Source organism: Pseudomonas japonica (genome assembly GCF_900188455.1).
In the GTDB taxonomy this organism is placed as follows: domain Bacteria; phylum Pseudomonadota; class Gammaproteobacteria; order Pseudomonadales; family Pseudomonadaceae; genus Aquipseudomonas; species Aquipseudomonas japonica.
The window spans coordinates 77,303-101,472 of the sequence record NZ_FZOL01000026.1; the positions used below are offsets into that span (position 1 = coordinate 77,303).

Annotated in this window: 20 protein-coding genes and 2 pseudogenes; 16 read left to right on the forward strand and 6 right to left on the reverse strand. The window is 68.0% G+C overall.

Translation table 11 applies throughout. The features are described 5' to 3' along the window. The first annotated feature begins 8 nt into the window (after window positions 1-8). Genes CHB99_RS25175 through CHB99_RS25210 form a run of 8 tightly spaced genes read left to right on the forward strand, consistent with a single transcriptional unit; the run spans window position 9 to window position 8,750 of the window. Window positions 9-683 carry a class II aldolase/adducin family protein gene (locus CHB99_RS25175; protein WP_042129904.1) on the forward strand — a complete coding sequence of 225 codons (675 nt, stop codon included), beginning with the start codon at window positions 9-11 and terminating at the stop codon, window positions 681-683. Continuing rightward, window positions 680-1,513 (forward strand): transporter substrate-binding domain-containing protein, encoded by an 834-nt coding sequence (locus CHB99_RS25180; protein ID WP_052419555.1) that lies wholly within the window; start codon window positions 680-682, stop codon window positions 1,511-1,513. Before CHB99_RS25175 ends, CHB99_RS25180 begins: the two co-directional genes overlap by 4 nt. Continuing rightward, window positions 1,506-2,258, forward strand: a complete 753-nt coding sequence (locus CHB99_RS25185) for an amino acid ABC transporter permease (protein WP_042129902.1) — start codon at window positions 1,506-1,508, stop codon at window positions 2,256-2,258. The genes CHB99_RS25180 and CHB99_RS25185 overlap by 8 nt, the downstream gene beginning before the upstream one ends. Beyond that, window positions 2,248-2,934, forward strand: coding sequence for an amino acid ABC transporter permease (locus CHB99_RS25190; protein WP_042129900.1), 687 nt, complete (start codon window positions 2,248-2,250; stop codon window positions 2,932-2,934). Before CHB99_RS25185 ends, CHB99_RS25190 begins: the two co-directional genes overlap by 11 nt. Beyond that, window positions 2,922-4,133 carry a cystathionine beta-lyase gene (metC, locus tag CHB99_RS25195; RefSeq protein WP_042129898.1) on the forward strand — a complete coding sequence of 404 codons (1,212 nt, stop codon included), beginning with the start codon at window positions 2,922-2,924 and terminating at the stop codon, window positions 4,131-4,133. The genes CHB99_RS25190 and metC overlap by 13 nt, the downstream gene beginning before the upstream one ends. A gap of 11 nt (window positions 4,134-4,144) precedes the next feature. After that, window positions 4,145-5,179, forward strand: coding sequence for an ABC transporter substrate-binding protein (locus CHB99_RS25200; RefSeq protein ID WP_212555923.1), 1,035 nt, complete (start codon window positions 4,145-4,147; stop codon window positions 5,177-5,179). A gap of 25 nt (window positions 5,180-5,204) precedes the next feature. Further along, on the forward strand, window positions 5,205-7,496 hold the full coding sequence (locus tag CHB99_RS25205) for a TonB-dependent receptor (protein WP_089266674.1): 2,292 nt from the start codon (window positions 5,205-5,207) through the stop codon (window positions 7,494-7,496). A gap of 48 nt (window positions 7,497-7,544) precedes the next feature. Beyond that, the gene (locus CHB99_RS25210; RefSeq protein ID WP_042129892.1) at window positions 7,545-8,750 is read left to right on the forward strand and encodes a dipeptidase; all 1,206 of its coding nucleotides are present in this window, start codon (window positions 7,545-7,547) and stop codon (window positions 8,748-8,750) included. A 594-nt stretch (window positions 8,751-9,344) separates the two neighbouring features. On the opposite strand, the gene CHB99_RS30710 is transcribed toward CHB99_RS25210, so the two are convergent. From CHB99_RS30710 to CHB99_RS30390, 4 genes and pseudogenes are all read right to left on the reverse strand, one after another. Then, on the reverse strand, window positions 9,345-9,755 hold the full coding sequence (locus CHB99_RS30710; protein WP_377697389.1) for a methyl-accepting chemotaxis protein: 411 nt from the start codon (window positions 9,753-9,755) through the stop codon (window positions 9,345-9,347). A gap of 135 nt (window positions 9,756-9,890) precedes the next feature. Beyond that, window positions 9,891-10,667: pseudogene (locus tag CHB99_RS30715) on the reverse strand (PAS domain-containing protein); the annotation flags it as partial. Between the two features lie 54 nt (window positions 10,668-10,721). Continuing rightward, a complete protein-coding gene (locus CHB99_RS25220) occupies window positions 10,722-13,247 on the reverse strand; it encodes an EAL domain-containing protein (RefSeq protein WP_042130628.1) in 2,526 nt (841 codons plus the stop codon). A gap of 334 nt (window positions 13,248-13,581) precedes the next feature. Further along, the gene (locus CHB99_RS30390) at window positions 13,582-14,556 is read right to left on the reverse strand and encodes a methyl-accepting chemotaxis protein (protein ID WP_042130626.1); all 975 of its coding nucleotides are present in this window, start codon (window positions 14,554-14,556) and stop codon (window positions 13,582-13,584) included. 222 nt (window positions 14,557-14,778) lie between these two features. Here CHB99_RS30390 and CHB99_RS25230 point away from each other — a divergent pair, with 222 nt between their 5' ends. The 4 genes from CHB99_RS25230 to CHB99_RS25245 all read left to right on the forward strand — a co-directional run bounded on the left by CHB99_RS25230 (window position 14,779) and on the right by CHB99_RS25245 (window position 18,013). Next, window positions 14,779-16,044, forward strand: coding sequence for an MFS transporter (locus CHB99_RS25230; protein ID WP_042130624.1), 1,266 nt, complete (start codon window positions 14,779-14,781; stop codon window positions 16,042-16,044). Next, window positions 16,041-16,484: a GlcG/HbpS family heme-binding protein gene (locus tag CHB99_RS25235; protein ID WP_042130622.1), complete on the forward strand. Its 444-nt coding sequence runs from the start codon at window positions 16,041-16,043 to the stop codon at window positions 16,482-16,484. The genes CHB99_RS25230 and CHB99_RS25235 overlap by 4 nt, the downstream gene beginning before the upstream one ends. After that, window positions 16,481-17,137 (forward strand): helix-turn-helix transcriptional regulator, encoded by a 657-nt coding sequence (locus tag CHB99_RS25240; RefSeq protein ID WP_042130621.1) that lies wholly within the window; start codon window positions 16,481-16,483, stop codon window positions 17,135-17,137. Before CHB99_RS25235 ends, CHB99_RS25240 begins: the two co-directional genes overlap by 4 nt. Window positions 17,138-17,638: 501 nt before the next feature. Continuing rightward, window positions 17,639-18,013 carry a GFA family protein gene (locus CHB99_RS25245; protein WP_042130684.1) on the forward strand — a complete coding sequence of 125 codons (375 nt, stop codon included), beginning with the start codon at window positions 17,639-17,641 and terminating at the stop codon, window positions 18,011-18,013. Here CHB99_RS25245 and CHB99_RS25250 read toward each other — a convergent pair whose 3' ends face one another. Both CHB99_RS25250 and CHB99_RS25255 read right to left on the reverse strand, forming a co-directional pair. Next, entirely contained in the window at window positions 18,014-18,877 is an 864-nt protein-coding gene (locus tag CHB99_RS25250) for a phosphate/phosphite/phosphonate ABC transporter substrate-binding protein (protein ID WP_052419578.1), read from the reverse strand. Then, the gene (locus CHB99_RS25255) at window positions 18,865-21,192 is read right to left on the reverse strand and encodes a putative bifunctional diguanylate cyclase/phosphodiesterase (protein WP_042130682.1); all 2,328 of its coding nucleotides are present in this window, start codon (window positions 21,190-21,192) and stop codon (window positions 18,865-18,867) included. Before CHB99_RS25255 ends, CHB99_RS25250 begins: the two co-directional genes overlap by 13 nt. A gap of 160 nt (window positions 21,193-21,352) precedes the next feature. Between CHB99_RS25255 and CHB99_RS25260 the strand changes: the two genes are divergently transcribed. From CHB99_RS25260 to CHB99_RS25275, 4 genes and pseudogenes are all read left to right on the forward strand, one after another. After that, complete coding sequence (locus tag CHB99_RS25260) at window positions 21,353-22,171, forward strand: molybdenum cofactor biosynthesis F family protein (protein ID WP_042130680.1); 819 nt, start codon at window positions 21,353-21,355, stop codon at window positions 22,169-22,171. Next, window positions 22,168-22,959 (forward strand): SDR family NAD(P)-dependent oxidoreductase, encoded by a 792-nt coding sequence (locus CHB99_RS25265; protein WP_042130678.1) that lies wholly within the window; start codon window positions 22,168-22,170, stop codon window positions 22,957-22,959. The genes CHB99_RS25260 and CHB99_RS25265 overlap by 4 nt, the downstream gene beginning before the upstream one ends. Further along, window positions 22,956-23,735 (forward strand): SDR family oxidoreductase, encoded by a 780-nt coding sequence (locus CHB99_RS25270; RefSeq protein ID WP_042130676.1) that lies wholly within the window; start codon window positions 22,956-22,958, stop codon window positions 23,733-23,735. Before CHB99_RS25265 ends, CHB99_RS25270 begins: the two co-directional genes overlap by 4 nt. 117 nt (window positions 23,736-23,852) lie before the next feature. Continuing rightward, window positions 23,853-24,170: pseudogene (locus CHB99_RS25275) on the forward strand (hypothetical protein); the annotation flags it as partial.

The following is a 24,170-nucleotide window of genomic DNA, read 5'->3' on the forward strand; positions in this document are numbered from 1 at the left end:
AGACCGTCATGACCAGCCAGACACCCCCCGCGGACCTGCTGCTGCTCGTCCAGCAATTCGAACAGGACGTCGCCAGCGCCCACCAGTTGCTGCAGCGCCACCAGGCGCTCTCGGCCAACGAAGCGGGCAACCTCAGCCTGCGCCTGCCCGGCCAGGAGCGCCTGCTGATCGCCGCCTTCAACGGCCCCGACGCCGGCCGCGCCGCCGTGCTCGACTTCGACCTCGAACAGAGCCAGGGCCGGCTCAACGACAACCTGCGCGAAGTCGCCGCGCTGCATGTCGCCATCTACCGCCAGCGGCCCCAGGTGCGCGCGGTGATCCATACCCATTCGCCGTACCTGAGCGCCTTCGCCATCGCCGGCCGACCGCTGCGCGCGCATGCCAGCCAGTTGCTCGGGGTCCTCGATGAAGACCAGGAAATCCCCCTCACCGCCTGGGGCCCGCGCTATGCGCCGGAACCGGTGATCGCCGCGCTGCAGGCGCATCCGCGGGCACCAGCGACGCTGCTGGCCAACCACGGGCCGTTCGCCTGGAGCGAGCGCGATGCCCTGGCCGCCACCCGCCTGCTGATCAACCTCGAAGAGTCGGCCCACCTGACCTGGCTCGCGGCCCAGCTGGGCACGCCGCAACCCTTCCCGGCCGGCGCCGCGGCGCGCTCGCGACAGGGCTGGGTGGCCTCATGATCGGCCTGCGCCAATTGCCCTGGCTGGCCGCGCTGCTGGTCAGCGGCGGGCTCAGCGCCGAGCCGCTGCTGGAACGCGCGGTGGACCGCGGAGTCCTCAACGTGTGCAGCGGCGACGAGTTCCCGCCGTTCAAGTTCCTCGATGCGCAGGGACGCCCCGCCGGGCTGATCCCCGACCTGATCGACGACCTGCACCGCCAGCTGGCGACCGCCACCGGCAAGGCGCTGACGCTGCGTCTGGTGCAGGTCAATCCGGTGAATCGCATCCTGTTCCTGCAGCAGGGCCGTTGCGACCTGCTGATGACCTCGATGCTCGACACCCCCGCCCGGCGCGAGCAGGTGGACATCGCCAGCCCCGGCTTCTACCAGTCCGCCGCCACGGTGTTCGCGCCCAAGGCCAGCGTGCTGGCGGACTGGTCGAGCCTGCGCGGCAAGACCCTGTGCGCGCCGGCCACCAGCGTCTGGATCAGACCGCTGGAAGAGCGCTACGGCGTGCGTTTCATTTCCTTCAACGGCAGTGCCGAAGTGCGCAAGGCGGTGGCCGACCAGCGCTGCCTCGGCGCCCTCGGCGACGATGTGCTGTACCGCGCCCTGGCGGCCACCCCGGGCTGGGAGGACTACGAAGTCAAACTCCCCGGCCAGGACCCGGCCCCCTGGGGCATCGCCGTGCGCAAGGGCCAGCCGCAGTTGCTCAGCGCACTCTCGCGGATCGTCGAGGGCTGGCACGCCGAGGGCCTGATCATCGCCCTGGAGCGCCACTATGGCCTGGCGCCCAGCCCCTGGCTGGTCGAGCAGCAGCAGGCACGCCAGGCGGTGGCCCGGCATGACTGAGCCCGACCTGCGCCTGTGGCTGCAAGACCACGGCCTGACCCTCAGCGTGCTGTGGGACCCGACCGACCGCGAGCGCCTGCTCGCCGGGCTGGGCCTGACCCTGCTCATGGCCGTGGTCGCCGGCCTCGCCTCGCTGCTGATCGGCGCCCTCGGTGTGGCCGCCCAGCGCAGCCCCAGACGCTGGCTGCGCGGCCTGGTCGACGGCTACGTCGCGCTGTGGCGCAGCACCCCGCTGCTGGTGCAACTGTTCTTCTTCTACTTCGGCCTCGGCGCCCTGCTGCCACTGACCGTCGGCGACGACGGCAGCCCGGTGCGCCTGCTCGGCGGCACCGGCTGGGCGATCATCGCCATCGCCCTGTACAGCGGCGCCTTCCAGATCGAAGCGCTGCGCGCCGGTATCGACACGGTGCCCCGCGGCATCCATGAAAGCGCCGCGGCGCTGGGCCTGCACGGCCTGTCGCTGTGGCGCCACATCCTCCTGCCGCTGGCCCTGCGCAACAGCCTGCCGGCCCTGGGCAACAACCTGGTGCAGACCCTCAAGGCCACCTCGGTCGCCTATGCGGTGGCCGCGCCGGAACTGCTCTACGCGGCCAACCGGATCTGGTCGGAGCGCTTCAACGTCGGCGAAATGATGCAGGTGCTGCTGCTCACCTGGCTGGTCCTGATCGGCACCTGCAGCTGGCTGCTGGGTCGCCTCGAAGCGCACCTGCGACTGCCCGGACAGGAGGCCCGCGATGTTCGCTGAAGACGCCCTCTGGCGCCTGTTCTGGCAATGGCTGCCGTCGCTCGGCGCGGGCTTCGCCCTGAACATCGGCATGGGCCTGCTGGCCATGGCCGTGGCCAGCCTCGCCGGCGGCGCGCTGGCCCTGCTCCAGGTGCTCGCGCCGACGCCCGTGGCGAACCTCGCCGGACACCTGGGGCGCGGCTTGCGCAATCTGCCGTGGCTGGTGGTGATGTTCTACGTCGCTTACCTGCTGCCCTACGAGGTACAGGTCGGCGGGCACTGGCTGCAACTGGCCGACTGGCTCAAGGTCGCCCTGGGCCTGGCGCTGCCCGCCAGCGGTTACGTCGCCGAGATGCTCCGCGGCGCCTTGCGCACGGTACCGCTCGGGCAGTGGGAAGCCGCGCTGGCCCTGGGTCTGTCGCGGCGCCAGACGCTGCGCCGGGTGATTCTGCCGCAGGCCCTGCGCAGCGTGCTGCCGCCCTGGATGAACCTGTTCTGCACCCTGTGCATGTCCACCTCGCTGGGCAGCCTGCTGGGTGTCGAGGAACTGATGAGCGTGCTGCAGAGCCACCTCTCCGGCCAGTTGCGCGCGGACGTGCTGCTGCCCGCCTACGCCCTGGCCTTCGCCGCCTTCTTCCTGTTCGTCTACCCCCTGGCCCGCTGGGCCCGGTATCTGGAGTTGCGATGGAGCCACTGAACACCTGGCGCGACGACACGCGCCTGACCCATGGCGGGCGCGACCCGGCCAGCCACGGCGGCACGGTGAACACCCCGGTGTACCGCAGTTCGACCTTCATCTGGCCGAGCGCCGAGACCCTGCCGCGCTACCTGCGCCAGGCCGACGATCCGCATCTGCGCGAGCATATCTACGGGCGCAACGGCAACCCCACCACCGCCGCCTTCGAAGATGCGGTGGCGGCCCTGGAAGGCGGCTTCCGCAGCCTGGTGATGCCCTCCGGGCTGGCCGCGATCGCCGGCACCCTGCTGGCCCTGGTGCGCGGCGGCGACCATGTGCTGGTGACCGACAACTGCTACGGCCACGCCCGCCAGGTGTTCGACCGGGTCATGCGGGAGATGGGCGTGGAGGTCAGCTATTTCCCGCCGCTGCTCGGTGCCGATATCGCCGCGCTGATGCGCCCCAACACCCGCCTGGTGTATGCCGAGGCGCCGGGCTCGAACACCTTCGAGGTCCAGGACATTCCCGCCCTGGCCCGCGCCGCCCACGCCGGCGGCGCCCTGCTGGTGATGGACAACACCTGGGCCACGCCGCTGTTCTTCAAGCCGTTCGTGCATGGCGTGGATGTGTCGATCCAGGCGGCGACCAAGTACCTGGTGGGGCACAGCGACGCCATGCTCGGCGTGATCACCACCACCGAAGCCCTCTACAGCCAGGTGCGCGACCGGGTGCGCCTGCTCGGCTACATCGCCAGCGCCGACGATGCCTATCTCGGCCTGCGCGGCCTGCGCACCCTCGGCGTGCGCCTGCGCCAGCACCAGCGCTCGGCGCTCGCCGTGGCGCGCTGGCTGGCGCGTCGCCCGGAGGTGCTCAAGGTGCTGCATCCGGCGCTCCCCGACTGCCCCGGACACGCCCTGTTCGAACGGGATTTCCTCGGTGCCTCGGGGCTGTTCGGCGTGGTCCTGCGGCCCATCCCCGAAGTCGCCCTGCACGCCTTTCTCGACAGCCTGCGGCTGTTCGCCCAGGGCGCCAGCTGGGGCGGTTTCGAAAGCCTGATCCGCATTGCCCACGGCCAGCGCGCCTTCCCCGACGGACTGCCACCCGGCCACCTGCTGCGCCTGCATGTCGGCCTGGAAGCGGTCGACGACCTGCTCGCCGACCTCGACCAGGCCTTCGCCCAGGCCCGCGCCCGCCACCCCGATACCGATACCCAACCCTGATGGAGACTGCGATGAGCGAACCCGTGACGACCCTGTACAGCATCTGCCCGCTGCTGGTGGCCTCGAACCTGGCCGTGGAACTGGGCTGGCTCGATGAAGAATTCGAGCGCGTCGGCGCCGTGCCGCGCTACCTGCGCTCGCTGCCCGACAACGGCGGCTGGCTGAGCCACTTCAGCCATGAGCAACCCGGCCTGATCCGCGATGGTGGCGCCACCCCCGCCCTCTGGGCGCGGGCCGACAAGGCCGACACCCTGCTCCTGGCGACCACCGCCAGCCAGCGCGCCGGGCAGATCCTGGTGCGCGCCGACGGGCAGATCCGCCGCGTCGCCGACCTGGTCGACAAGCGCATCGGTGTCCCGGTGAGCCGCGCCACCCAGCGCATCGACGTGCTCAAGGCCTTCGCCGAACAAGGCATCGACAGCGCCCTGGCACTGGCCGGGCTACGCCCCGAACAGGTCGAGCGGGTGCCGATCGAAGACCACGGCGACCCCCACGACCTGCGTCCGGCGCAGCGCCCCGCGGCGCTGTGGAGCCAGTTGCGCAACCTGCACAGCGGCCCCGGCGCGGAGCTGCGGGCCCTGCTCGATGGCCGCGTGGACGCCCTGCATGTGCAGGCCGGGCATGTGCCGAAGCTGTTGGCCAGCGGCCAGTTCAGCGTCATCGAGGACCTTGAGCAGCGTCCGGACTGGACCTTGAAAAACCAGAACGGTCCCTACGTCACCACCGTCGATCGCGCCTTCGCCGAGGCCCATCCCGAGGTGGTGGTGGCCTTCCTCCGCGCGGCCATTCGCGCCGGGCGCTGGATCGAGCAGTTCCCCGAGGCGGCGGCGTCGCTGCTGACCCGGGTGACCTTCCTGCCGGACGCCGCCTTCATCGTCGACAGCCTGCGCGGTCGCGAGCTGGTGCCGAACCTGGCGCCGCGCAACCTCGCCGCGCTGGACCTGAAGAAGCAGTTCCTGGTCCGCCACGGCTACCTGCAACAGGACTTCGACCTGCACGCCTGGGTCAGCCCCGATTACCTCGCCCAGGCCCACGCCGGGCTCTGACTGAACCGTTCGCCAAGGAATGCCCATGAACCAGCGTTTCCCCCTGCTCCCTCCGCGCCCCCTCTACGGCCTGCTGTTCGGCGGCCTGCTCAGCAGTCCCGGCTGGGCCGCCGAGACCACCCTGGACAAGGTCCAGGTAGTCGGCGCGCGGGTCACCGAGGCCAGCGCCGCCATCGGCGAAGACCGCATCAGCAACACCCTGGCCATCTCCCACCAGGCCTTGCTCTCGGCACCGGCCGGCACCTCCGGGCTGAAGATGCTCGAAGCCCTGCCCGGCTTCAACGTCCAGGTCAACGACGCCCTCGGCCTGTACGAATTCGGCAACTCGGTCTTCGTGCGCGCCTTCAACCTGCAGCAGATCGGCTTCTCCATCGACGGCGTGCCCCTGGGCCGCAGCGACCAGTTCGGCGGCAGCCCGATCTACCGCTACGTCGACAACGAGAACACCGAGCGGGTCACCGCCTCCACCGGCGCCGGCGATGTCACCCAGTCCGGCTACGCCTCCCTCGGCCCCTATGTCGACTACCAGACCAGCGACCCGTCGCCCACCCCCGGGGCGAGCCTGTCCTACACCCTGGGCAGCGACAGCCTGCGGCGCAGTTTCGTGCGCCTGCAGACCGGCGAGTACCAGGGCCTGTCGGCCTACGTCAGCCGCTCGAAGATCGACGGCGACCTGTGGCGCGGCCCCGGCACCATCGACCGCGAACACCTCGAAGCGAAGGTGCGCTACCGCTTCGGCGAGGGCAACAGTGTGTGGGTGCGGGCGGTGCACAACGCCTTCCACGACTTCGACTCGCCCTACGTCAGCCTGGCCCAGTACCACGGCACCGCCAACGATGCCTTCGGCCGTTCCGGACGCGACTTCGCCTACCTCGACTACCTGCCCGACCTGAAGCCGACCGCAGCGGGGGTGAAGTACAGCAACAGCGGCTACAACCAGTACTACAAGCAGGCCATCAACCAGCGCCGCGACACCCTCTACAGCCTCGGCGGCGAACTGCGCCTGAACGACGACCTGACCCAGTACGCCACCCTCTACTACGAGGGCAAGCGCGGCTACGGCGTGTCGCCGGAGGCCTACGCCACCTCGCTGGCCCTGAACAAGGCCGAGGCCGGCGTGCCCGGCCTGTTCGCCCCGCGCGGCGTGCAGTACGGCCTCTCGGCCCTCAGCGGGCATCGCTACGGCGGGCGCACCGGGCTGCAGTGGCAACTGGGTGACCACCGCCTGGAAGCCGGGGTGTGGGCGGAGAAGGACGTGTTCAACCGTCTGCAGGCGCGCTACAACCTCACCGACGGCAGCCCGGCGGGGGATGCCCTGCTCGACGAGCCGGTACACCGCCAGGGCGACTTCACCTCGACCCGCGATTCGCTGCAGTTGCACCTGAAAGACACCTGGTCGCTGCTCGACGACCGCCTGCTCCTGCAGTACGGCTTCAAGCGCCTGGAACTGGACTACCGCATCGAAGGCCAGCGCAACGCCGGCGACTACATCAACCACCGCAGCCCGCGCCTGTCCACCACCTGGCGCGACGGCTTCCTGCCGCAGGTCGGCGCGGTCTACAACCTCACCGACAGCAGCCAGGTGTTCGCCTCGTACTCGGAGAACATGGCCCTGCCTCGTGGCGCCGATGACATCTACCGCGCCGCCAGCCCCCAGGCGCCGGCGCCGGAAGCGGAACGGGCGAAGAACTACGAGCTGGGCTGGCGCCTCAACCGGCCGACCTTCAACCTGGCCTGGGCGCTGTATCGCAGTGACTTCGACAACCGCCTGCAGGCCTTCGCCGCGCCGGTGCCCGGCAGCAGCCAGGTGGAGACCTGGTACCAGAACGTCGGCAAGGCCCAGGCCTGGGGCAGCGAACTGAGCGGCCAGTGGAAACCCGGGGTGCTCGCCGACAAAGTGGTGCTCAACGGCGCCCTCACCTACAACCGCGCGCAGTTCCAGAACGATGCCGCGGGCCTGGCCCTGGACGGCAACGACCTGCCCGACAGCCCGCGCTGGCTGGCCCAGAGCGGCATCACCTGGGAGATCACGCCGTGGGCGATCGTCAACCTCTCGGCGCGCTTCATCGGTGAACGCTACAGCAACTTCACCAACAGCGAGCAGGTGCCCGGCTACACCCTCTACAGCGCCTACCTCGACCTGGGCGGCGCGGCCTGGGGCGATGGCGCGCTGAAGAGCGTCAAGCTGCGCTTCAACATCGACAACCTGTTCGACAAGGACTACCTGGGCTACATCCTCACCAGCACCAGCGGTCCGGCGGTGTTCCGTCCGGGCTCGCCACGGACCTTCCAGACCACCCTCAGCGTCGACTTCTAAGCCCGCGGCCGCACCCGCGGGTGCGGCCCCCTATCGGTGGAACCGCCCATGAACATCCTGTTTCCGCTGCTCGCCCTGGCGAGCCTGGCCGCCCAGGCCGCCGAGCCCCAGGTCAGCCCCGAGGTGCTGGCCCTGCACCAACGCCTGTTGGTGCTCGACAGCCACCTGGACACCCCCTTGCAACTGACCCGCCCCGGCTGGGACATCAACCTGCGCCACGACAGCCAGACCGACGGCAGCCAGGTGGACCTGCCGCGCATGCGCGAGGGCGGCCTCGATGGCGGTTTCTTCGTCATCTATACGCCCCAGGGCCCGCGCGACGAAGCCGGGCTGGCCCAGGCCAGCGCCTATGGCCTGGCCACCCTGCAGCGCATCCGCGACATGATCGACCGCCAGCCCGAGGACTTCGCTCTCGCCCGCAGCGCCGCGGATGCCCGGCGCATCGCCGCCGGCGGCAAGCGCGTGGTGTTCATCAGCATGGAGAACGCCGAGCCGCTGGCCGCCGACCCCGGGCTGCTGCGCACCTACCAGCGCCAGGGCCTGAGCATGCTTGGCCTGGTGCACTTCGCCAGCAACAGCTTCGCCGACTCGGCCACCGCCCTGCCGGAGTGGCACGGCCTCAACGACAAGGGCCGCGCCCTGGTGCGCGAGGCCAATCGCCTGGGGCTGCTGCTGGATGTCTCGCATGCCTCCGACGCGACCTTCGACCAGGTTCTGGAGTTGTCCAGCGCGCCGATCATCGCCTCCCACTCCAGCAGCCGCGCGGTCAACGCCCACCCGCGCAACCTCGACGATGAGCGCCTGCGCCAGCTTGCGGCCAAGGGCGGGGTGATCCAGGTCACCGCCTACAGCGACTACCTGATCCCCCTGGCGGTCAACCCCGAGCGCAACAAGGCCCTGGCGGCCCTGGGCGCACGCTTTCGCAACCTCGCCGCCCTCGACCCGCAGCAGACCCGCGCGCTGTTCGCCGAACGGGCGGAGATCGACCGGCGCTACGCCCAGCCGCGCGCCGATCTCGATGTGTTCATGAAGCATGTGCTGCATGTTCTGGAGGTGGTCGGCCCGCGGCATGTGGGCATCGGTGCGGACTGGGATGGCGGTGGCGGCGTGACCGGGCTGGAGGATGTCAGCCAGCTGCCGCTGATCAGCCAGCGCCTGTTGCAGGCGGGGTATGACGAAGACGACCTGGCGGCGATCTGGGGCGGGAATCTGTTGCGGGTGCTGCAGGCGGCACAGGATGGTGCTGGGCGTTAGCTCATGTACGAATAGGTTTGCCTGATGTTGTAGGAGCTGGCTTGCCTGCGATCGGCGGCGCAGCCGTCGTAAAATCAGCATCCGCGGTGTGCCAGACCCACTGCGGATTCAGGGTTTACGACGGCTGCGCCGCCGATCGCAGCATGGGTATCTACACATCTTTGACGGCCTGGCGGGAAACCGCATCAAGGCCGCCAGGTGCCCGTCTTGAGTCTTGCAGCGCCCTCCAGATCGAGCGCCGCCCGCGCGGCGCATCGCGAGCTCGCTCGCTCCTACATTTTTTGCAACGTACCTATGCCTGACAGGCCATAGTTGACCGCCTTGTGTGCACGACGCGGTATCGCGTCGACCCAACAGCTTCCCCGCGATAAATCGCCAAGCGCCAAAGGCTGGCAACGCCGCTCTCACAGGCCATGGCACGTTGCAAAAAATGTAGGAGCGAGCGTGCTCGCGATGCGCCGCGCGGGCGGCGCTCGATCTGGAGGGCGCTGCAAGGCTTGAGGCAGGCGCCTGGCAGCCTTGATGTGGTTTCCCGCCATACCGTCAACGTTGCCCATGCCGATCGCAAGCAAACCAGCCCCTACAACCCCACACTCAACTGGACAACTGATTGGTGAACTGCCCCACCGCGTTCACCACCTTCTGCGCCCCGTCCTGGATTTCCACGATCACGTCGCCGGCCTGCGCCGACAGTGCCAACCCCTGCTCGGCATGCAGCTTGCCCTGCTCGATGATGCGCACAGCTTCCTCGGCCAGTTTCTGGTTCTGCGTCACCACGTCGACGATTTCCTCGGTGGCCTTGGTGGTCCGCGAAGCCAGCTGGCGCACCTCGTCGGCGACCACGGCGAAACCACGACCCTGCTCGCCGGCCCGCGCCGCCTCGATCGCCGCGTTGAGCGCCAGCAGGTTGGTCTGGTCGGCGATGCCGCCAATGCTCTTGACGATGCTGCCAACCAGCTGCGACTGCTTGTCCAGCGCGGCGATGCCCTCCACCGCCGCCGCCATCTGCACCGCCAGGCCCTGGATCACGTCGACGGTTTTCTGGATCACCACGCTGCCGCGGCGCGCACTGTCATCGGTGTGCCGCGAGGTGCTGAAGGCGATCTCCGCGGCCTCGGACACGGCGATCTCGCGGTTGACCTGGTCGGTGATCACCGTGGCGAACTTGACGATCTTGTACAACCGGCCATGGGCATCGGAGATCGGGTTGTAGGTCGCCTCCAGCCAGACCACGCGGCCATGGCTGTCGATGCGCTTGAAGCGATCGGCGATGAACTCGCCGCGGCGCAGTTTCTCCCAGAAGCGCTCGTACTGCGGCGAGGTGCATTCCGCCGTCTCGCAGAACACCCGGTGATGCTTGCCCCGCAGGTCCTTGAGGCTGTAGCCCATGGCCTGGAGGAAACGCTCGTTGGCATTCAGCACATTGCCCTGCAGGTCGAACTCGACCACTGCGGTGGAACGCTGCAGCGCTTCGATCAGGTTCTCGCGCTCGCGGGAGCTCTCGATGGTGCGGGTCAGGTCGTTGGCGTACAGCGACACATAGATGATCTGGCCATCCTTGTCGCGGATCGGCTGCACGATCGCCCGCAGCCAGGCTTCGCTGCCATCGCCGCGCTTGAGCTGCAGGGCCCCGGCCCAGTGCTCGCCGCCGTGGATCGCACGCTTCATCAGGTTGAAGTGATTGGTCCCGCGCGCGTATTCCGGGACCAGGTCGAACAGCACCTTGCCCTGCACGGCGTTTGCCGCGTACTGCATTTCGCCAAGGAACCTGGCGTTGACCGAGGTGACGTCACCCCGCGAGCTCAATTGCAGCACGAGCATCTCGCTGTCCAGGCTCTGCTTGACCTGTTCGAGTGACGACAGCAGGTCGCGGGCCTGGGCGAGCTCCTGCTTGAGCCGCCGGTAAGCTGAAAACATGAGGGTTACCTCCAGAGTTTGCGAAAGTGACAGGCAGCTTGCACGGTCAATGCTTCAACACCTCATCATCCAGTCTTCCAGGTCCTGCGGCGTGAGTGGCTTCGACAGCAGGTAGCCCTGGGCAACGTGATAACCCTGGTCCTTGAGAATCCGGTACTGGCCGTGTTCTTCGACACCTTCGGCCACCACTTTCAGGCGCAGGCTGTCGCCGATGCGCATCACTGCGTCACTCAGCGCCCGGCTGGTTTCATCCGCTTCCAGATCGAGGACGAAACTGCGATCCAGTTTCAACTCCTGTATCGGCAGCTTGCGCAGATAACTCAAGCTGGAATAACCGGTGCCGAAATCGTCCATGGCCAGGCGGATACCCTGGGCGTTGAGGTCGTGGAGCACTTTCAGGGTGCTCGGATTGGTGTCCAGCAGCAGGTTCTCGGTGAGTTCGATGGTCAGGTCCCGGGCCGCCAGCCCATGCTGGTCGAGGACCTCGCTGATCATCCCGGCGAGGTCGAGGTTGTGGAAATTGCTCGGCGACAGGTTCACCGACACCGACGGGATCTTCAGACCCTTGCCGCGCCAGACCGCCAGTTGCCGGCAGGCTTCCCTGACCGCCCAGTGCCCGAGTTCGGTGATCAGCCCGCATTCTTCGGCCAGGGGAATGAAGCGCGCCGGCGAGACCACGCCGAACTCCGGGTGGGTCCAGCGGGCCAGGGCTTCGACGCCGTAGATCTGACCGTCCTCGATATTCACCTGCGGCTGGTAGTGCAGTTGCAGCGCGCCCTGCTCGATGGCCTCGCGCAGGGCACTCTCCAGCGCCTGGCGCTGCTGCGCCAGCTCGTTCAGCTCATGGCTGAAGAAGCTGAAACGACCGCGCCCGGAATGCTTGGCCTGGTACATGGCCATGTCGGCGCGGTGGATCAGCGTGCTCATGTCGTGCCCATCGCGCGGGTACAGGCACACGCCGATGCTCGCCGACGGCGAGAAACAGGAGCCGGCGATCTGGCACGGCTGGGTGATGGCCTGACGCAGCTCCTCGATGACATCGTTGACCCGTTCGGCATCGCAGTCCGGCAAGACCACGACGAACTCGTCGCCGGACAGCCGGCCGACGATCTCGGCACTGGCGCTCAGGCGCTGGGCGATCAGCCTGAGCAGTTCGTCGCCCGCCGGGTGACCGAGGGAATCGTTGATCTGCTTGAAACGGTCGAGGTCGATGAACAGCACCGCCAGCGCACGCTTGGCGCGCCGCGCCTCGATCAGCGCATGGTCGGCCTTGGCGAGCAGCAGGCTGCGGTTGGGCAGGTGGGTCAGGCTGTCGTAGAACGCCAGCTGGCGAATGCTCTCGCGGTCGACCTCGCGCTCCATGGCCAGGGCACAGAGCGGGATGACCACCTCGACGATCTGCTGCTGCAGGGCCGACGGCGTGCGGTGCTCGGCGTAATAGAAGGTCAGCACGCCGATGGCCAGGCCCTTGGAGTCCTTGATCGGAATCGACCAGGAGCTGCGGATGCCCAGCGCCTGGCAGTCGTCGCGGATGCTGGTCCAGTGCGGGTCGCTGCCGATATCGCCGACGTAGATCATCTCGCCGCGGCAGGCGGCGACGCTCGACGAACCGATGCAGTCGCGGATCGGCCGGCCCTCCAGCAACTGACCATAGCGCTCGGCAAAACCCGGGGCGGCCAGCGGGTGCAGGGTGCCGTCTTCGCCGATCTGGATCACCGCCGCGCGCACATCCGGCGACATCCGCTGGATTTCCCGGCACAGCAGGTCCATCACCGACTCCAGCGGCATCTCGCGGACCATGGCGTCGAGGATGCAGTGCTGCAGCACCTGGTGGATCTTCGAGGCAGTGATGTCGGTGAGCACCGTGACGGTCTGGGCCAGTTCGCCATTGGCGCCGCACACCGGGTTGATCGCCACGTTGCACCAGATCCGCTCGCCACCTTTGACCTGCAGCAGTTCCTCGACGCGGAACGAGCGCCCGTCGTGCAGGCCCCGGCGCAGTTCGGCCATGCGTTGCAACGGCAACTGCGGCACCAGCAGCTCCGCCGGGCGGCAGCATTCGATTTCGTCGAGGCTGTAGCCGAAGAGCTTTTCGAAACCCTTGTTGACGTACACCACCTTGCCGCCGCCATCGGTGATGAAGATCGCGTTGTCGGTCTGGTCGGCGACCAGTGACAGCAGCTTGGCGCGCTTGCGCTCCTTGCGCTGCTCGGTGACGTCCTTGACGAAGGCGGTGTAGAGGATCTGCCCGGCGCTCTCGACCCGCGAGATCGACATCGACCCCCAGCGCTGGCTGCCGTCCTTCTTGTGGATCGGCACGTCGCGGGTGGTGCCGACGATCTTGTTGATGCCGGTCCGGCGGTTCGCATCGACATAACCGTCGTGCCGGCCGCGGATGGTTTCCGGGACCAGCATGCTGACGTTGTTGCCCAGTACTTCGTCCCGCGTGAAACCCCACAACTTTTCCGCGGCACTGTTGAACAGCACCACACGATTATCGGCGTCGATCGCCACGACACTATCGATGGCCTGCTCGAGTGTTTGTATGAAGATCTCAGAAAGATTCTGGCTAATGGGCATCAACGCGATCCGAACGCACAGGTTGACAGTGCCGCGGACGAACGCGCGCCACCGCGCAGCGTTGCTGTGCAGGTCACGATTCGCCTTGCTGGCCGGGAAGCCCCAAGCGGGGACGGCGCATAGCTTACGCTCACTAATGGCGCATAGCCATTATTCCGGCGAATATTATTCACGGGCTGTTCAATATATAAAAAACCGCGCGCGGATAATTAAATCAACTTTGCAAAACAATGACCTGAATCAATGAATGTTCGGTCAATGCATGGATGGGAATATTTATCAGTGGTATTCCACGACAGAATACCGGCGCCGGAATTCAGCGCCGGAGATTGTTTCAGCGTTCCTCCAGCATCGACTGAATCTGCTGCGTGGCCTGGCGCGTACTGTTCGCCAGTTTCTTCACTTCCTCGGCCACCACCGAAAACCCTCGCCCCACTTCCCCGGCTCGCGCCGCCTCGATGGCAGCGTTGAGGGCGAGCAGGTTGGTCTGCTCGGCGATGCTCTTGATCACCCCGACCACGGTGGCGATCTGCGCGTAGGTGGTCTGGTTCTGCGCGAGCATGCGTTCATGGCTGTCCTGGGCGCTGCGTTCGTCGCTGATATCGCGCACCGCGCCGATCACCCGGGTCAACGCACCGCGCTCGTCGCGCACCGCGCAGCCACGCTCGCGGCACCAGATATAGCCGCGGGTCTTGTGGCGCATGCGGTATTCGCAGACGTACTCGCCAGTGCCGCCGGGCTTGACGATCTCACGCTCGAACAGCGCCAGGACCTGCGCCAGGTCGTCCGGGTGGGTGATGCTGACCTGGGCATCCCAGCCATCGGGCAACTCGCCCGCGGCGTAGCCCATGACCGCGCGGAACTGATTGGAGATGCGCATATGGCTGTCGGGGTGCTGCAGATCGCCCTGGACCACCTTGATGTCCCAGGTGCCTTCGGTGATGGTGGCTTCCAGCTGCGCCCAGATCGCCGCCTGCTGGCGCTGGCCGTCGAGCTGGCGCTGGAGTTCGTCGTGGCTGGCCTGGAGGTCGGCGCAGCATTGCTCCAGGCGCTCGACCTGCGCGGCGGCGGCGTGGCCCTGGTCCTGCGCCTGCTCGACCTGCGCGCGCAAGGCCTGGCCCAGACTGCGCGCTTCGTCGAGCTGGCGCTGCTCCTGCTCGCGCCGCGCCGCCAGCCCGCCCAGGGCCGCGAGCACGGCCGGGTGGCGCTGCAACTGCGGTGTTTCGAGATCGGCCCAGCGCTGCCCCTCACTGACCCGCGCCAGCAGCGCCTGCAGTTCCCGCACCCAATGATCGTTCCTGAAAAACATCAGCGCCCACCGTTCGGCAGTGAAAAATCACGAGTTGACCGGAATCGCGCCGGCTACGTCTTGCACCCGGGTGCCGGGCACTTGACCGTCCGTGCCAGCATGCCGCGGCGATCTGGCAGGCAGATCCATGCCGGCGACAGGCACAGGCAAGACGCCGGTGGTGCAAGCCGGTAGAGTCTGGCGCGGGGGTCGCTGGCGGCGGCCCCGCTCTTCCTCCGGCAAATGGCGTCTCCGATCTTGAAAGCTGCGCACCCGAACCGCTGGCCCAATGTCCTGCGGGCCCTGCATCACCGCAATTTCCGTCTGTACTTCATCGGCCATGCGGTCTCGACCCTCGGCACCTGGGTGCAGACCGTGGCCCTGTCCTGGCTGGTCTATCGACTGACCGGCTCGGCGGCGCTGCTCGGCATCACCACCTGCGCCACCCTGCTGCCGCAGTTGCTGGTGGGGCCGATCGCCGGCGCCTGGATCGACCGCCACGACAAGCGCCGCCTGCTGATGCAGGTGGAGAGTCTGCTCGGCATCCAGGCCCTGGTCCTCGCCGGGCTGACCTGGCTGGAGCTGATCACCCCGACCCTGATCGTCCTGCTCGCCGCCACCCTCGGCATCCTCAACGCGGTGGACACGCCGCTGCGCCAGTCACTGCTCAGCCGCCTGGTCGACGACCGCGACGACCTGCCCAACGCCCTGGCCCTCAACGCCATGCTGTTCACCTGCTCGCGTTTCGTCGGCCCGCCGCTGGCCGGCCTGCTCCTGGCCCTGACCGGCGAGGCGCTGTGCTTCGCCCTCAACGCGCTGTCCTATGGCGGACTGATCCTCGGCCTGCTGGCGATCCGCCTGGCGCCCGGAGAAAAGGCCCGCGGCGACATGCGCAACCTGTTCCGCGAAGGCCTCGACTACGTCCTGCGCTCGGCCTCGCTGCGCGGCCTGATCTTCGGCGTGCTGGTGGTCAACCTCACCGCCTCGACCTATGCCGTGCTGCTGCCGGTATTCGCCCACGACATCTTCGCCGGCGACGCGCGCACCCTTGGCTGGCTGTGGGGCGCCGCCGGGCTTGGCTCGCTGCTGTCCACGCTGCTGCTGGCCGGGCACCAGGGCGCCGACAGGCTGCGCGGCCTGATCCTGTTTTCCGCCATCGCCAGCGCCCTCGGCCTGCTGCTGTTCGCCAGCAGCCGCAGCCTGCCCCTGTCGCTGCTGGCCATGGCGATCCTCGGCTTCGGCGTGACCATCAACAACGTCGGCACCAATATCCTCCTGCAAAGCCAGGCCCCGGAGGCCCTGCGCGGCCGCGTGGTGTCGATCTACACCTCGACCCGCTTCGGCTTCGACGCCATCGGCGGCCTGCTCGCCGGGGTGCTCGCCGCCCATCTGGGCGGGCCCTGGGCCATGAACATCGCCGCCGCCCTGCTGGTGCTGTACTGCCTCTGGCAGGTACTGCTGCGCCTGCGTGGCGCTTCCGAATCTCCCGTAGAGGAATCCACCCCATGACTGCCCTGCTGCGTCAGCAATCCAGCCTCACCCTGCGCCTGGCCATGGACGCCCTGAGTGCCGCCGTCGACTTCGCCGAACAGGCCGGCCTGCGGGTCAGCCTGGTGCTGGTCGACGCCAGCGGCCAGCCGATCCACAGCGCGCACATGGACGGCGCGCCGCGTCCGTGCCAGACCATTGCCCTGCACAAGGCCCAGACCGCCGCCGGCTTCGGCGTGTCCACCTCGGCATGGGAAGAACGCCTGCAGAAAGCCTCGGCGGCGGTACGCGAAGGCTTGCCGCTGCAGCCCGGGCTGGCGTTGTTCGGCGGTGGCGAGCCGTTTCTGCATGACGGCCAGGTGATCGGCGCCATCGGCGTGTCCGGCGCCTCGGAAGCGCTGGATGCCAACTGCGCCCGGGCGGCCGTGGACAGGGTCCGCGCCCTGCTGGACGCGGCATGAACAGCGCGCAGGAGCTCGGCCGCTACTGCCTGCACGCCTTCAGCCAGCAGGTACCGGCCAGCCTGGCCGCGTTCTACCGCATCGACGACCAGTTGCAGGCCTGCGACTTCCAGTTGCTGGGCATGCAGGCGCCGATGCATCACCGCTACCTGGAGCACTATCGCCATCTCGACCCGCTCAAGCCGGACAACTGCAAGGCCATCGGCCTGCCAGTGGTGTCGCTGCGCCAGGGCCTGGCCCATCACGACGCGGCCCATGGCCGGGAGTACCTGGGTTTTCTCGATCAGCACCGGGTGGTGGATGTAGTGGAGATCATGGCCTGGGTGGATGGGCGCCTGGCGGCGGGGGTTTCGCTGCTGCGCGAGGGCTCGCTGGGGGCGTTCAGCACCGCGGAGCTGGAGCGGCTGCTGCCGTTGCATGGCCTGATGCAGATGGCCGCGCGACAACTGCCGGCGCCCGCACCGGACCGGCTGGGCGGGTTGACTCCGCGGGAGCGGGAGATTGCCTTGCTGCTGCAAGGAGGTGCCTGCAACAAGACCCTGGCACGGGAGCTGGGGCTGGGGTTGCCGACGGTGAAGACGCATTTGATCAATCTGTTCAGGAAGGTGGGGGTGCGGAATCGGACGGAGTTGGTGGGGGTGTTGTTCTTGTAGTGATGGTCATGGGTTTATCGCTGCATGGGTAGCTACACATCTTCGAAGGCTTGTCGGGGGACCGCATCAAGGCCGCCAGGTGCCTGTCTTGAGTCTTGCAGCGCTCTTGAGATCGAGCGCCGCCCGCGCGGCGCATCGCGGATGAATCCGCTCCCACATTTGTTGCAACGTACCTATGTCTGTCAGGCCATGGTTGACCGCCTTGTTGGTTCGACTCGATACCGAGTCGTGCCCAACAGCCTCCCCGCGATACATCGCCGAAAAAACAAAGGCTGACAACCCAAATCCCACAGGCCATGGCACGTTGCAACAAATGTGGGAGCGGATTCATCCGCGATGCGCCGCGCGGGCGGCGCTCGATCTGGAGAGCGATGCAAGACTCAAGACAGGCACCTGGCGGCCTTGATGCGGTCCCCCGACAAGCCTTCGAAGATGTGTAGATACCTATGCTCATCACTGCTGCTCTAAGCTACCACCCCCACTCCCACCAAGGACGACCCCATGCCCTCCACCTCCCACCACGGCGGCTGCCTCTGCGGCTGGATCCGCTACAGCGCCCGCGGCCCCGCCGCCAACCCGCACACCTGCTCCTGCCGCAACTGCCAGCAGCACACCGGCGCGCTCACCGCGCTCTGGGTCGAATTCCCCCGCGACCAGATCGAGTGGACCGGCGCAGGCGGCGCGCCGGCGCTGTACCGCTCCTCGGACTATTCCAGCCGCGCCTTCTGTCCGCGCTGCGGCAGTTCTCTCGGCGCGATCGACGACGCACCGACCATCGCCCTGCTGGCCGGCACCTTCGACGAGCCCGGACGCGCCGAACTCAAGCCGCACAGCCACTCGTTCGAAGACGGCCAGCCGACCTGGTGGCGAAGCTGATCACGGCGTTTGCATCATGCGCACCAGCGACGCATATTCCGCGCGGCCGACCGGGGCGATGGCACTGGCATCCTGCGATGCCAGGAACCCCGCCAGCCCCTCCTGGTTCTCCAGCAGCGCCGCGCGAATCCGCGTCTTGTACTCGGCGCACAGGCCACCGCGAAACACATAGGGGTCGTAGTAGATCCGCGTCGAGCGCCACAGCACATCGAAGGTATCGCGCGTGATCCGCCCGCTGTTGAGGTAGGCATCGGCGCGCACGCTGGCGACGAACGCCGCGTCCACCCGTCCTTCGAGCAAGGCGTCCAGCGACTTGTCATGGGAGCCGCTGTAGGCCACCGAGGCGAAGAAGCGCGCCAGCGGCTGGCCCACCCGGGCGGCGAACTCGACGTTCGGCACCACGCTGCCCGAGGTGCTGGCCGGATCGCTCAGGGCCACGCGCTTGCCGCGCAGCGCCTGCACATCCGCCGCGCTGCCGCGCCGCGCCAGCAGCAGCGCCTGATAGTGATGACCGGCCGGGGTGAAGTAGCCCTTTCGGATCGCCAGGCTGGCGAAGGGCTCGATCCGCGGGTCGCGCTGCTGGGCCAGGACGTACGCCGCCGGTCCCAGCCAGGCGACGTCCACGCCGCCGGAAACCACCGCATCCACCACGCTTTCGTAGGACGACGCCGGGACCATCGACACCGGCACGCCGAGGTCGGCCTGCAGGCGCTCCAGCAGCGGCTGATAATCGCGGATCAGCACGTCCATGCTCTTCTTCGGAATCACCCCGATGCGCAGCGCCGTCTGCTGGCAGGCCGCGGACAGCGGTGCCGAGAGCAGGCTGGTCAATAGCAGGCCGGTCAGCCAGGTCAGTGTTCGCATGCCGTTTCCGTCGCATCGATGAAGGGTGGGTATTGCTCCAGCTGGGCCACGCTCAGCGGACGGCTGAAGTGATAGCCCTGGGCGAAGTCGCAACCGGCCAGGCGCAGGTAGACCACCTGCTCGCGGGTCTCCACGCCCTCGGCCACCACCTCCAGGCCCAGGCGCTTGGCGAGGATGATGGTGGACAGCACGATGGGGCTGTCGTCATGGCTGTTGGACAGCTGGGCGATCAGGGCGCGGTCGATCTTCAGGCGGTTGATCGGCAGCGCCTGCAGGTGGGAGAAGCCGGAATAGCCCTGGCCAAAGTCATCGAGGCTGATGCTCAGGCCGGCGTCGCGCAGGGCCTGCAGGTGCTTGATGCCCTGGCCTTCGTCGTCGAGCACGGTGGTTTCGGTGATTTCCAGCTCCAGGCGCTGCGGCTCGACAGCATGCCGGCGCAGTTCGTCGAGCAGCCGCGCGCTGAAGTCCGGCTGGCGCAACTGCAGGGGCGAGACGTTGACCGCAAGCCCGGCCTGGATGCCCCGCGCCTGCCAGCGCACCAGCTCCGCGCAGGCCAGGCGCAGGACCTCCCAGCCCAGGGCGACGATGAAGCCGCTGCGCTCGGCCAGGGAAATGAAGCGGTCCGGATAGAGCAGGCCGAACTGCGGATGCTGCCAGCGCACCAGGGCCTCGTAGCCCTCGACCCGCATCGAGTCGAAACGCACCTGGGGCTGGAAATGCAGGACGAACTGGCCCTCCTTCAAGGCGGGACCGAAGGCCTGCTCCAGGGCGAATTCGCCGACATCGACCACGTTCAGCGACGGGTCGAAGAAGCGGTACTGCCCACGCCCGGCCTGCTTGGCCGAGTACATGGCGGCGTCGGCATGGCGGATCAGTTCGTCCACCGCCACGCCGTCGCGCGGGCAGATACTCACGCCGATGCTCGGGCTGCTGTTGAGTTCGTGCTGGTCCAGCGAGTAGATCGCCGACAGCTTGTTCAGCAGCATGCGCACCCACAGGTCGATCTGCTCTTCGGTGCGTGACCCGGCCAGCAGCACAACGAACTCGTCGCCACCGAAGCGCGCGGCCTCGTCGCCGGCCTCCAGGGCGCGCTTGATGCGCCCGGCCACGGCCTGCAGCAACAGGTCGCCGACCTTGTGGCCGAGGGAGTCGTTGATCGATTTGAAGCGGTCCATGTCGATGAACAGGATCGCCATCAAGCGCCGCTTGCCGCGCTGCTCGGCGAGGGCCCTGGCCGCGGTCTCCAGGAACTGGCGGCGATTGTGCAGGCCGCTGAGGTGATCGGTGGCCGCCGCGTGGCTGCTGCGCCGATGCTCTTCTTCCAGGCGCTGGATCAGTTGCTGGTTGATCTGCTGCGCCTGCTCCAGGGCGCCGAAGGCTTCTTCGCGCTTGCCCAGCACCCGCCAGCTCCACAACAGGCCGGCGAGGATCAGCAGGGTCATGCTCAGGTTGACCCAGCACTGACGCGCGTAGAGCAACTGCGAGGGGGCGAGTATCTCGTCCTCGCGCTGACTCACGGCGATGCTGAACGCGCGCGGCGGGTCCTTGCGGAACAGGCTCTGGTAGCGCCCGTCGAGGCTGTACTGAACGAGCCGTCCGGACGCCTCGCCCTGCGCCGGCAGGTCCGGTTTGAGCGCTTCGCCCGCCACCACCACGCCGCTGTTGCCGATGCGCAGGCGCTCGTGGCCGGCGCTGTCGAGCAGGCGCATCAGGCCGCTGCTGCCCAGGTCGATATGCTGGAACAACTGCGCCAGGTAGCCGATGTCCAGTTGCACCAGAAGGATGCTGTCCGGCTGGTCGCCGGACGGCCCGAGCAGCGGCAGCAGGAACGGCAGGCGCCAGTTGATCTGCGCCGCTTCGCGGGCCGAGGCGTCGAGGGGCGCGAGGAAGGGTTTGAAGCCGTGCCGGCCGATATGCTCGCGCAGGGCCAGCAGCCAGGGCTCGGGCAACTGCCGCGGCTCGTCGCTGTGGCTGGCGGACAGCAGGCTGCCGTCGAAGCGGTACAGGCTCATGCGCTTGAGCACCGGGTCCTCGGCGAGCATGCGCACCAGGCCCCAGTGGCCCGGCCCGCTGTCGCGCAGATCGGCCTGGGCGGCGCGGCCGATGGTCTGCGCGCGGTCCACCAACTGACTGAGGTTCTCCGCCGCCATGCTCGCCAGATTCAGGTGCTCCGCGGCCTTGGCGGCGAGCGCCTGCTGTTCCGAGGTGGCCCGCTGCTGGAAGTACGAGACCCAGACGAACAGCAGGATCGCCAGCGCCGAGGCCAGCAGCAGAAACTGCACAAGGTTGAAGGAAGAAAGGAACCGGCGGATCACTGCAATTCATTCCTGCCGCTGAGTGATGGCACATTACTACCAGCGCATGACAAACAGATGACTGGCATACCAGGCCGCCTCAACCATCCGGTTGATACCGCCCTCGCCCGCCCCGCGTCACCATCACGGCTCCCAACGACAACACTGTGGAGCCACTTGCATGACCACCCAATCCGACTGGATCACCGTAGGCGCCCTGGCCGAGGGCTTCGCCCCGCAAGCCTTCATCCTGCCGCAACTGGCCGACCTGGCCGGGCAGCAACTGACCCTGCACTTCGCCAACGGCTGGGTCATCGAACACCGTTTCGACGCCGAGCAACTGCACTGGCACGCCGCCGACGGCCATTCCAGCGGCAGCGCGCCCTACCGCGCCACTTCGGTGCGCCCGGGCATCTACCTGGTGGACTTCCTCAAGACCGAGCAGGGCCAGACCTGGTCGATCACCCTGGTCATCGACACCCTGAGCCAGTCCTTCACCGCGGTGATCGGCAACATGCCGTCCGAGCAGGAAACCCGGCAGGGCATCTACCAGCGCGCCCTGTCCGGCAAGAACCTGACCTGCGTCGAGGCGCAGTTCCTCCACGGCAGCCTCGACAAACCCTGGCAGGAAGGCGCCTGCCCGCACGCACCGAGCAGCGAGCTGGTGGGCATCCGCAACCGCTACCGCTACAGCCCGACCGAGGAATACGAGCACATCTACCTCAACGAGAACTACTACACCTGGCAGTGCCTGAAGGGCGTCGAGCAGGGCCTGTGCGACACCGACCGCTGCCACTACTACAAGATCGCCGATGAGCTGTACCTGTTCGTCTGGCGCGAGAAGATCATCCCGACCCTGGGCCTGGTGATGATCGACCTGCGCGAGCACCGCAGCGACGGCAAGATCTTCGGCTATGCCGAAGGCAGCTTCGATGCCTTCAGCAACTTCCCGGTGTCGTCCTACTGCAACCTGATCAACACCACGGTTCACGAAGCATGAAGCGCACCGTGCTGATCACCGGTGCCGGCAGCGGCATCGGCGCGGCCTGCGTGCAACGCCTGGCCGCCCTGGGTGACAACCTGGTGCTGGTCGGCCGGCGGCGCGCGGCGCTGCAACAGGTGGCGGCCGGGAGCGATGCCCTGGTGCTGGCCGGCGACGCCGCCGACAGCGCCACCTGGGCCGGCTTCGTCGAGCAGATCCGCGCCCGCTTCGGCGGTCTCGATGCGCTGATCTGCTGCGCCGGCGGGCATGGCCTGGGCAGCGCCGTGGACACCAGCGACGAGGCCTGGGAAGCCGCCCTGCGCGGCAACCTGCACAGCGCCTTCCACAGCGCCCGGGCCTGCCTGCCGCTGCTGGTCGAGCGGCGTGGCAGCATCGTCCTGCTCGGTTCCATCGCCTCGCTGGCGGCGGGCCCCGAGGTGTGTGGCTACACCACCGCCAAGCACGCGCTGGTCGGGCTCAACCGCTCGCTGGCGCGGGACTTCGGGCCGCAGGGGGTGAGGGTCAACTGCGTCTGCCCGGGCTGGGTGCGCACGCCGATGGCCGACGAGGAAATGCAGCCGTTGATGCATCACTACGGCGAAGACCTCGACGCCGCCTATCGCCGGGTCACCGCCGATGTGCCGCTGCGCCGCCCGGCCACGGCGGACGAGATCGCCGCGCTGTGCCAGTTCCTGATCGGCCCCGAGGCATCGATCGTCACCGGCGCGGTGATCGCCGCCGACGGTGGCTCGACTATCGTCGACGTACCGACCCTGGCCTACACCCACCTGGAGACGCCCGCATGAACGCACGCTTCGATTTCAGCGGCCAGCAGGTGCTGGTCACCGGAGGCGCCCAAGGCATCGGCCAGGCCATCGTCGAGGGCTTCGCCCGCGCCGGGGCCGAGGTGCTGATCGCCGATCTCAACCGCGACACGGCCCAGGCCCTGGCCGACCGGCTCAAGGATGAGGGGCACCCGGTACGGGTCGCCGGTATCGACCTGGCCGACCGCGAGGCCGTCGTCGCCCTCCTCGCCAGCCTGCCGCGCCTGGATGTGCTGGTGCACAACGCCGCGTACTTTCCGCTGACGCCGTTCGAGCGGATCGACGAGGCGCTGCTGCGGCGCACCCTGGACGTCAACCTGTCGGCGCTGTTCTGGCTGACCCAGGGCGCGCTGCCGCTGTTCCGCCGCCAGGGGCGCGGCAACGTGCTGGTGACCTCCTCGGTCACCGGGCCACGGGTGGCCTATCCGGGGCTCAGCCACTACGCCGCGTCCAAGGCCGGGGTCAACGGCTTCATCCGCAGCGCGGCGCTGGAACTGGCGGCCGATGGCGTGCGGGTCAACGGCGTCGAACCGGGAATGATCCGTACCCCGGCCATGGACAACCTCGGCGACGCCAGCCTCAACGCCCGGATCGCCGGCAGCGTGCCCCTGGGCCGTCTCGGCGAACCGCGGGACATCGCCGCCGCCATGCTCTTTCTCGCCTCGGACAACGCCGCCTACATCACCGGCCAGACCCTGATCGTCGATGGCGGCGCCACGCTGCCGGAGACCCTCGCCACCCTGGAGCGTAATGGCTGATTACTGGCCATTGCGATCAAGAGCGCTGGCAGCCACGAACAAGACTTGGCCCGGCCGCCAGCGCCCTAATAACCCCTCGCTACAGCACAACTGCCAACAAGAAATGGGGGAACACCAATGGACAAGCAACATCGCCTGTTACCGCTGGCCCGGGCCGTCGGCCTGAGCCTGATCACACTGGCAGCGGCCCAGCCGACGCTGGCCTACGAGCTGTACGCGGACGACGACACGCACCTCAACGCCGACATGCTCGCGGTCTGGGGCATGTTCAACAGCCGCAAGAACTACGACGGCACGCCGGGCGGTTCGACCTGGCGCGAAGGTTTCATCAAGTACGGCGTCAGCGGCGACCAGGGCCTGGGCGGCAACGGCACGCTGTACGGCACCTTCAACCTGGTCAGCTCGGCGACCTGGGGTGACGGCGACGCCGCCGGC

Excerpts from the sequence above, each read along its gene's own strand:
- CHB99_RS25175 (WP_042129904.1), top strand. The coding sequence starts at position 9 with ATGACCAGCCAGACACCCCCCGCGGACCTGCTGCTGCTCGTCCAGCAA.
- CHB99_RS25180 (WP_052419555.1), top strand. The coding sequence starts at position 680 with ATGATCGGCCTGCGCCAATTGCCCTGGCTGGCCGCGCTGCTGGTCAGC.
- CHB99_RS25185 (WP_042129902.1), top strand. The coding sequence starts at position 1,506 with ATGACTGAGCCCGACCTGCGCCTGTGGCTGCAAGACCACGGCCTGACC.
- CHB99_RS25190 (WP_042129900.1), top strand. The coding sequence starts at position 2,248 with ATGTTCGCTGAAGACGCCCTCTGGCGCCTGTTCTGGCAATGGCTGCCG.
- metC (WP_042129898.1), top strand. The coding sequence starts at position 2,922 with ATGGAGCCACTGAACACCTGGCGCGACGACACGCGCCTGACCCATGGC.
- CHB99_RS25200 (WP_212555923.1), top strand. The coding sequence starts at position 4,145 with ATGAGCGAACCCGTGACGACCCTGTACAGCATCTGCCCGCTGCTGGTG.
- CHB99_RS25205 (WP_089266674.1), top strand. The coding sequence starts at position 5,205 with ATGAACCAGCGTTTCCCCCTGCTCCCTCCGCGCCCCCTCTACGGCCTG.
- CHB99_RS25210 (WP_042129892.1), top strand. The coding sequence starts at position 7,545 with ATGAACATCCTGTTTCCGCTGCTCGCCCTGGCGAGCCTGGCCGCCCAG.
- CHB99_RS30710 (WP_377697389.1), bottom strand. The coding sequence starts at position 9,755 with ATGGCGGCGGCGGTGGAGGGCATCGCCGCGCTGGACAAGCAGTCGCAG.
- CHB99_RS25220 (WP_042130628.1), bottom strand. The coding sequence starts at position 13,247 with ATGCCCATTAGCCAGAATCTTTCTGAGATCTTCATACAAACACTCGAG.
- CHB99_RS30390 (WP_042130626.1), bottom strand. The coding sequence starts at position 14,556 with ATGTTTTTCAGGAACGATCATTGGGTGCGGGAACTGCAGGCGCTGCTG.
- CHB99_RS25230 (WP_042130624.1), top strand. The coding sequence starts at position 14,779 with ATGGCGTCTCCGATCTTGAAAGCTGCGCACCCGAACCGCTGGCCCAAT.
- CHB99_RS25235 (WP_042130622.1), top strand. The coding sequence starts at position 16,041 with ATGACTGCCCTGCTGCGTCAGCAATCCAGCCTCACCCTGCGCCTGGCC.
- CHB99_RS25240 (WP_042130621.1), top strand. The coding sequence starts at position 16,481 with ATGAACAGCGCGCAGGAGCTCGGCCGCTACTGCCTGCACGCCTTCAGC.
- CHB99_RS25245 (WP_042130684.1), top strand. The coding sequence starts at position 17,639 with ATGCCCTCCACCTCCCACCACGGCGGCTGCCTCTGCGGCTGGATCCGC.
- CHB99_RS25250 (WP_052419578.1), bottom strand. The coding sequence starts at position 18,877 with ATGCGAACACTGACCTGGCTGACCGGCCTGCTATTGACCAGCCTGCTC.
- CHB99_RS25260 (WP_042130680.1), top strand. The coding sequence starts at position 21,353 with ATGACCACCCAATCCGACTGGATCACCGTAGGCGCCCTGGCCGAGGGC.
- CHB99_RS25265 (WP_042130678.1), top strand. The coding sequence starts at position 22,168 with ATGAAGCGCACCGTGCTGATCACCGGTGCCGGCAGCGGCATCGGCGCG.
- CHB99_RS25270 (WP_042130676.1), top strand. The coding sequence starts at position 22,956 with ATGAACGCACGCTTCGATTTCAGCGGCCAGCAGGTGCTGGTCACCGGA.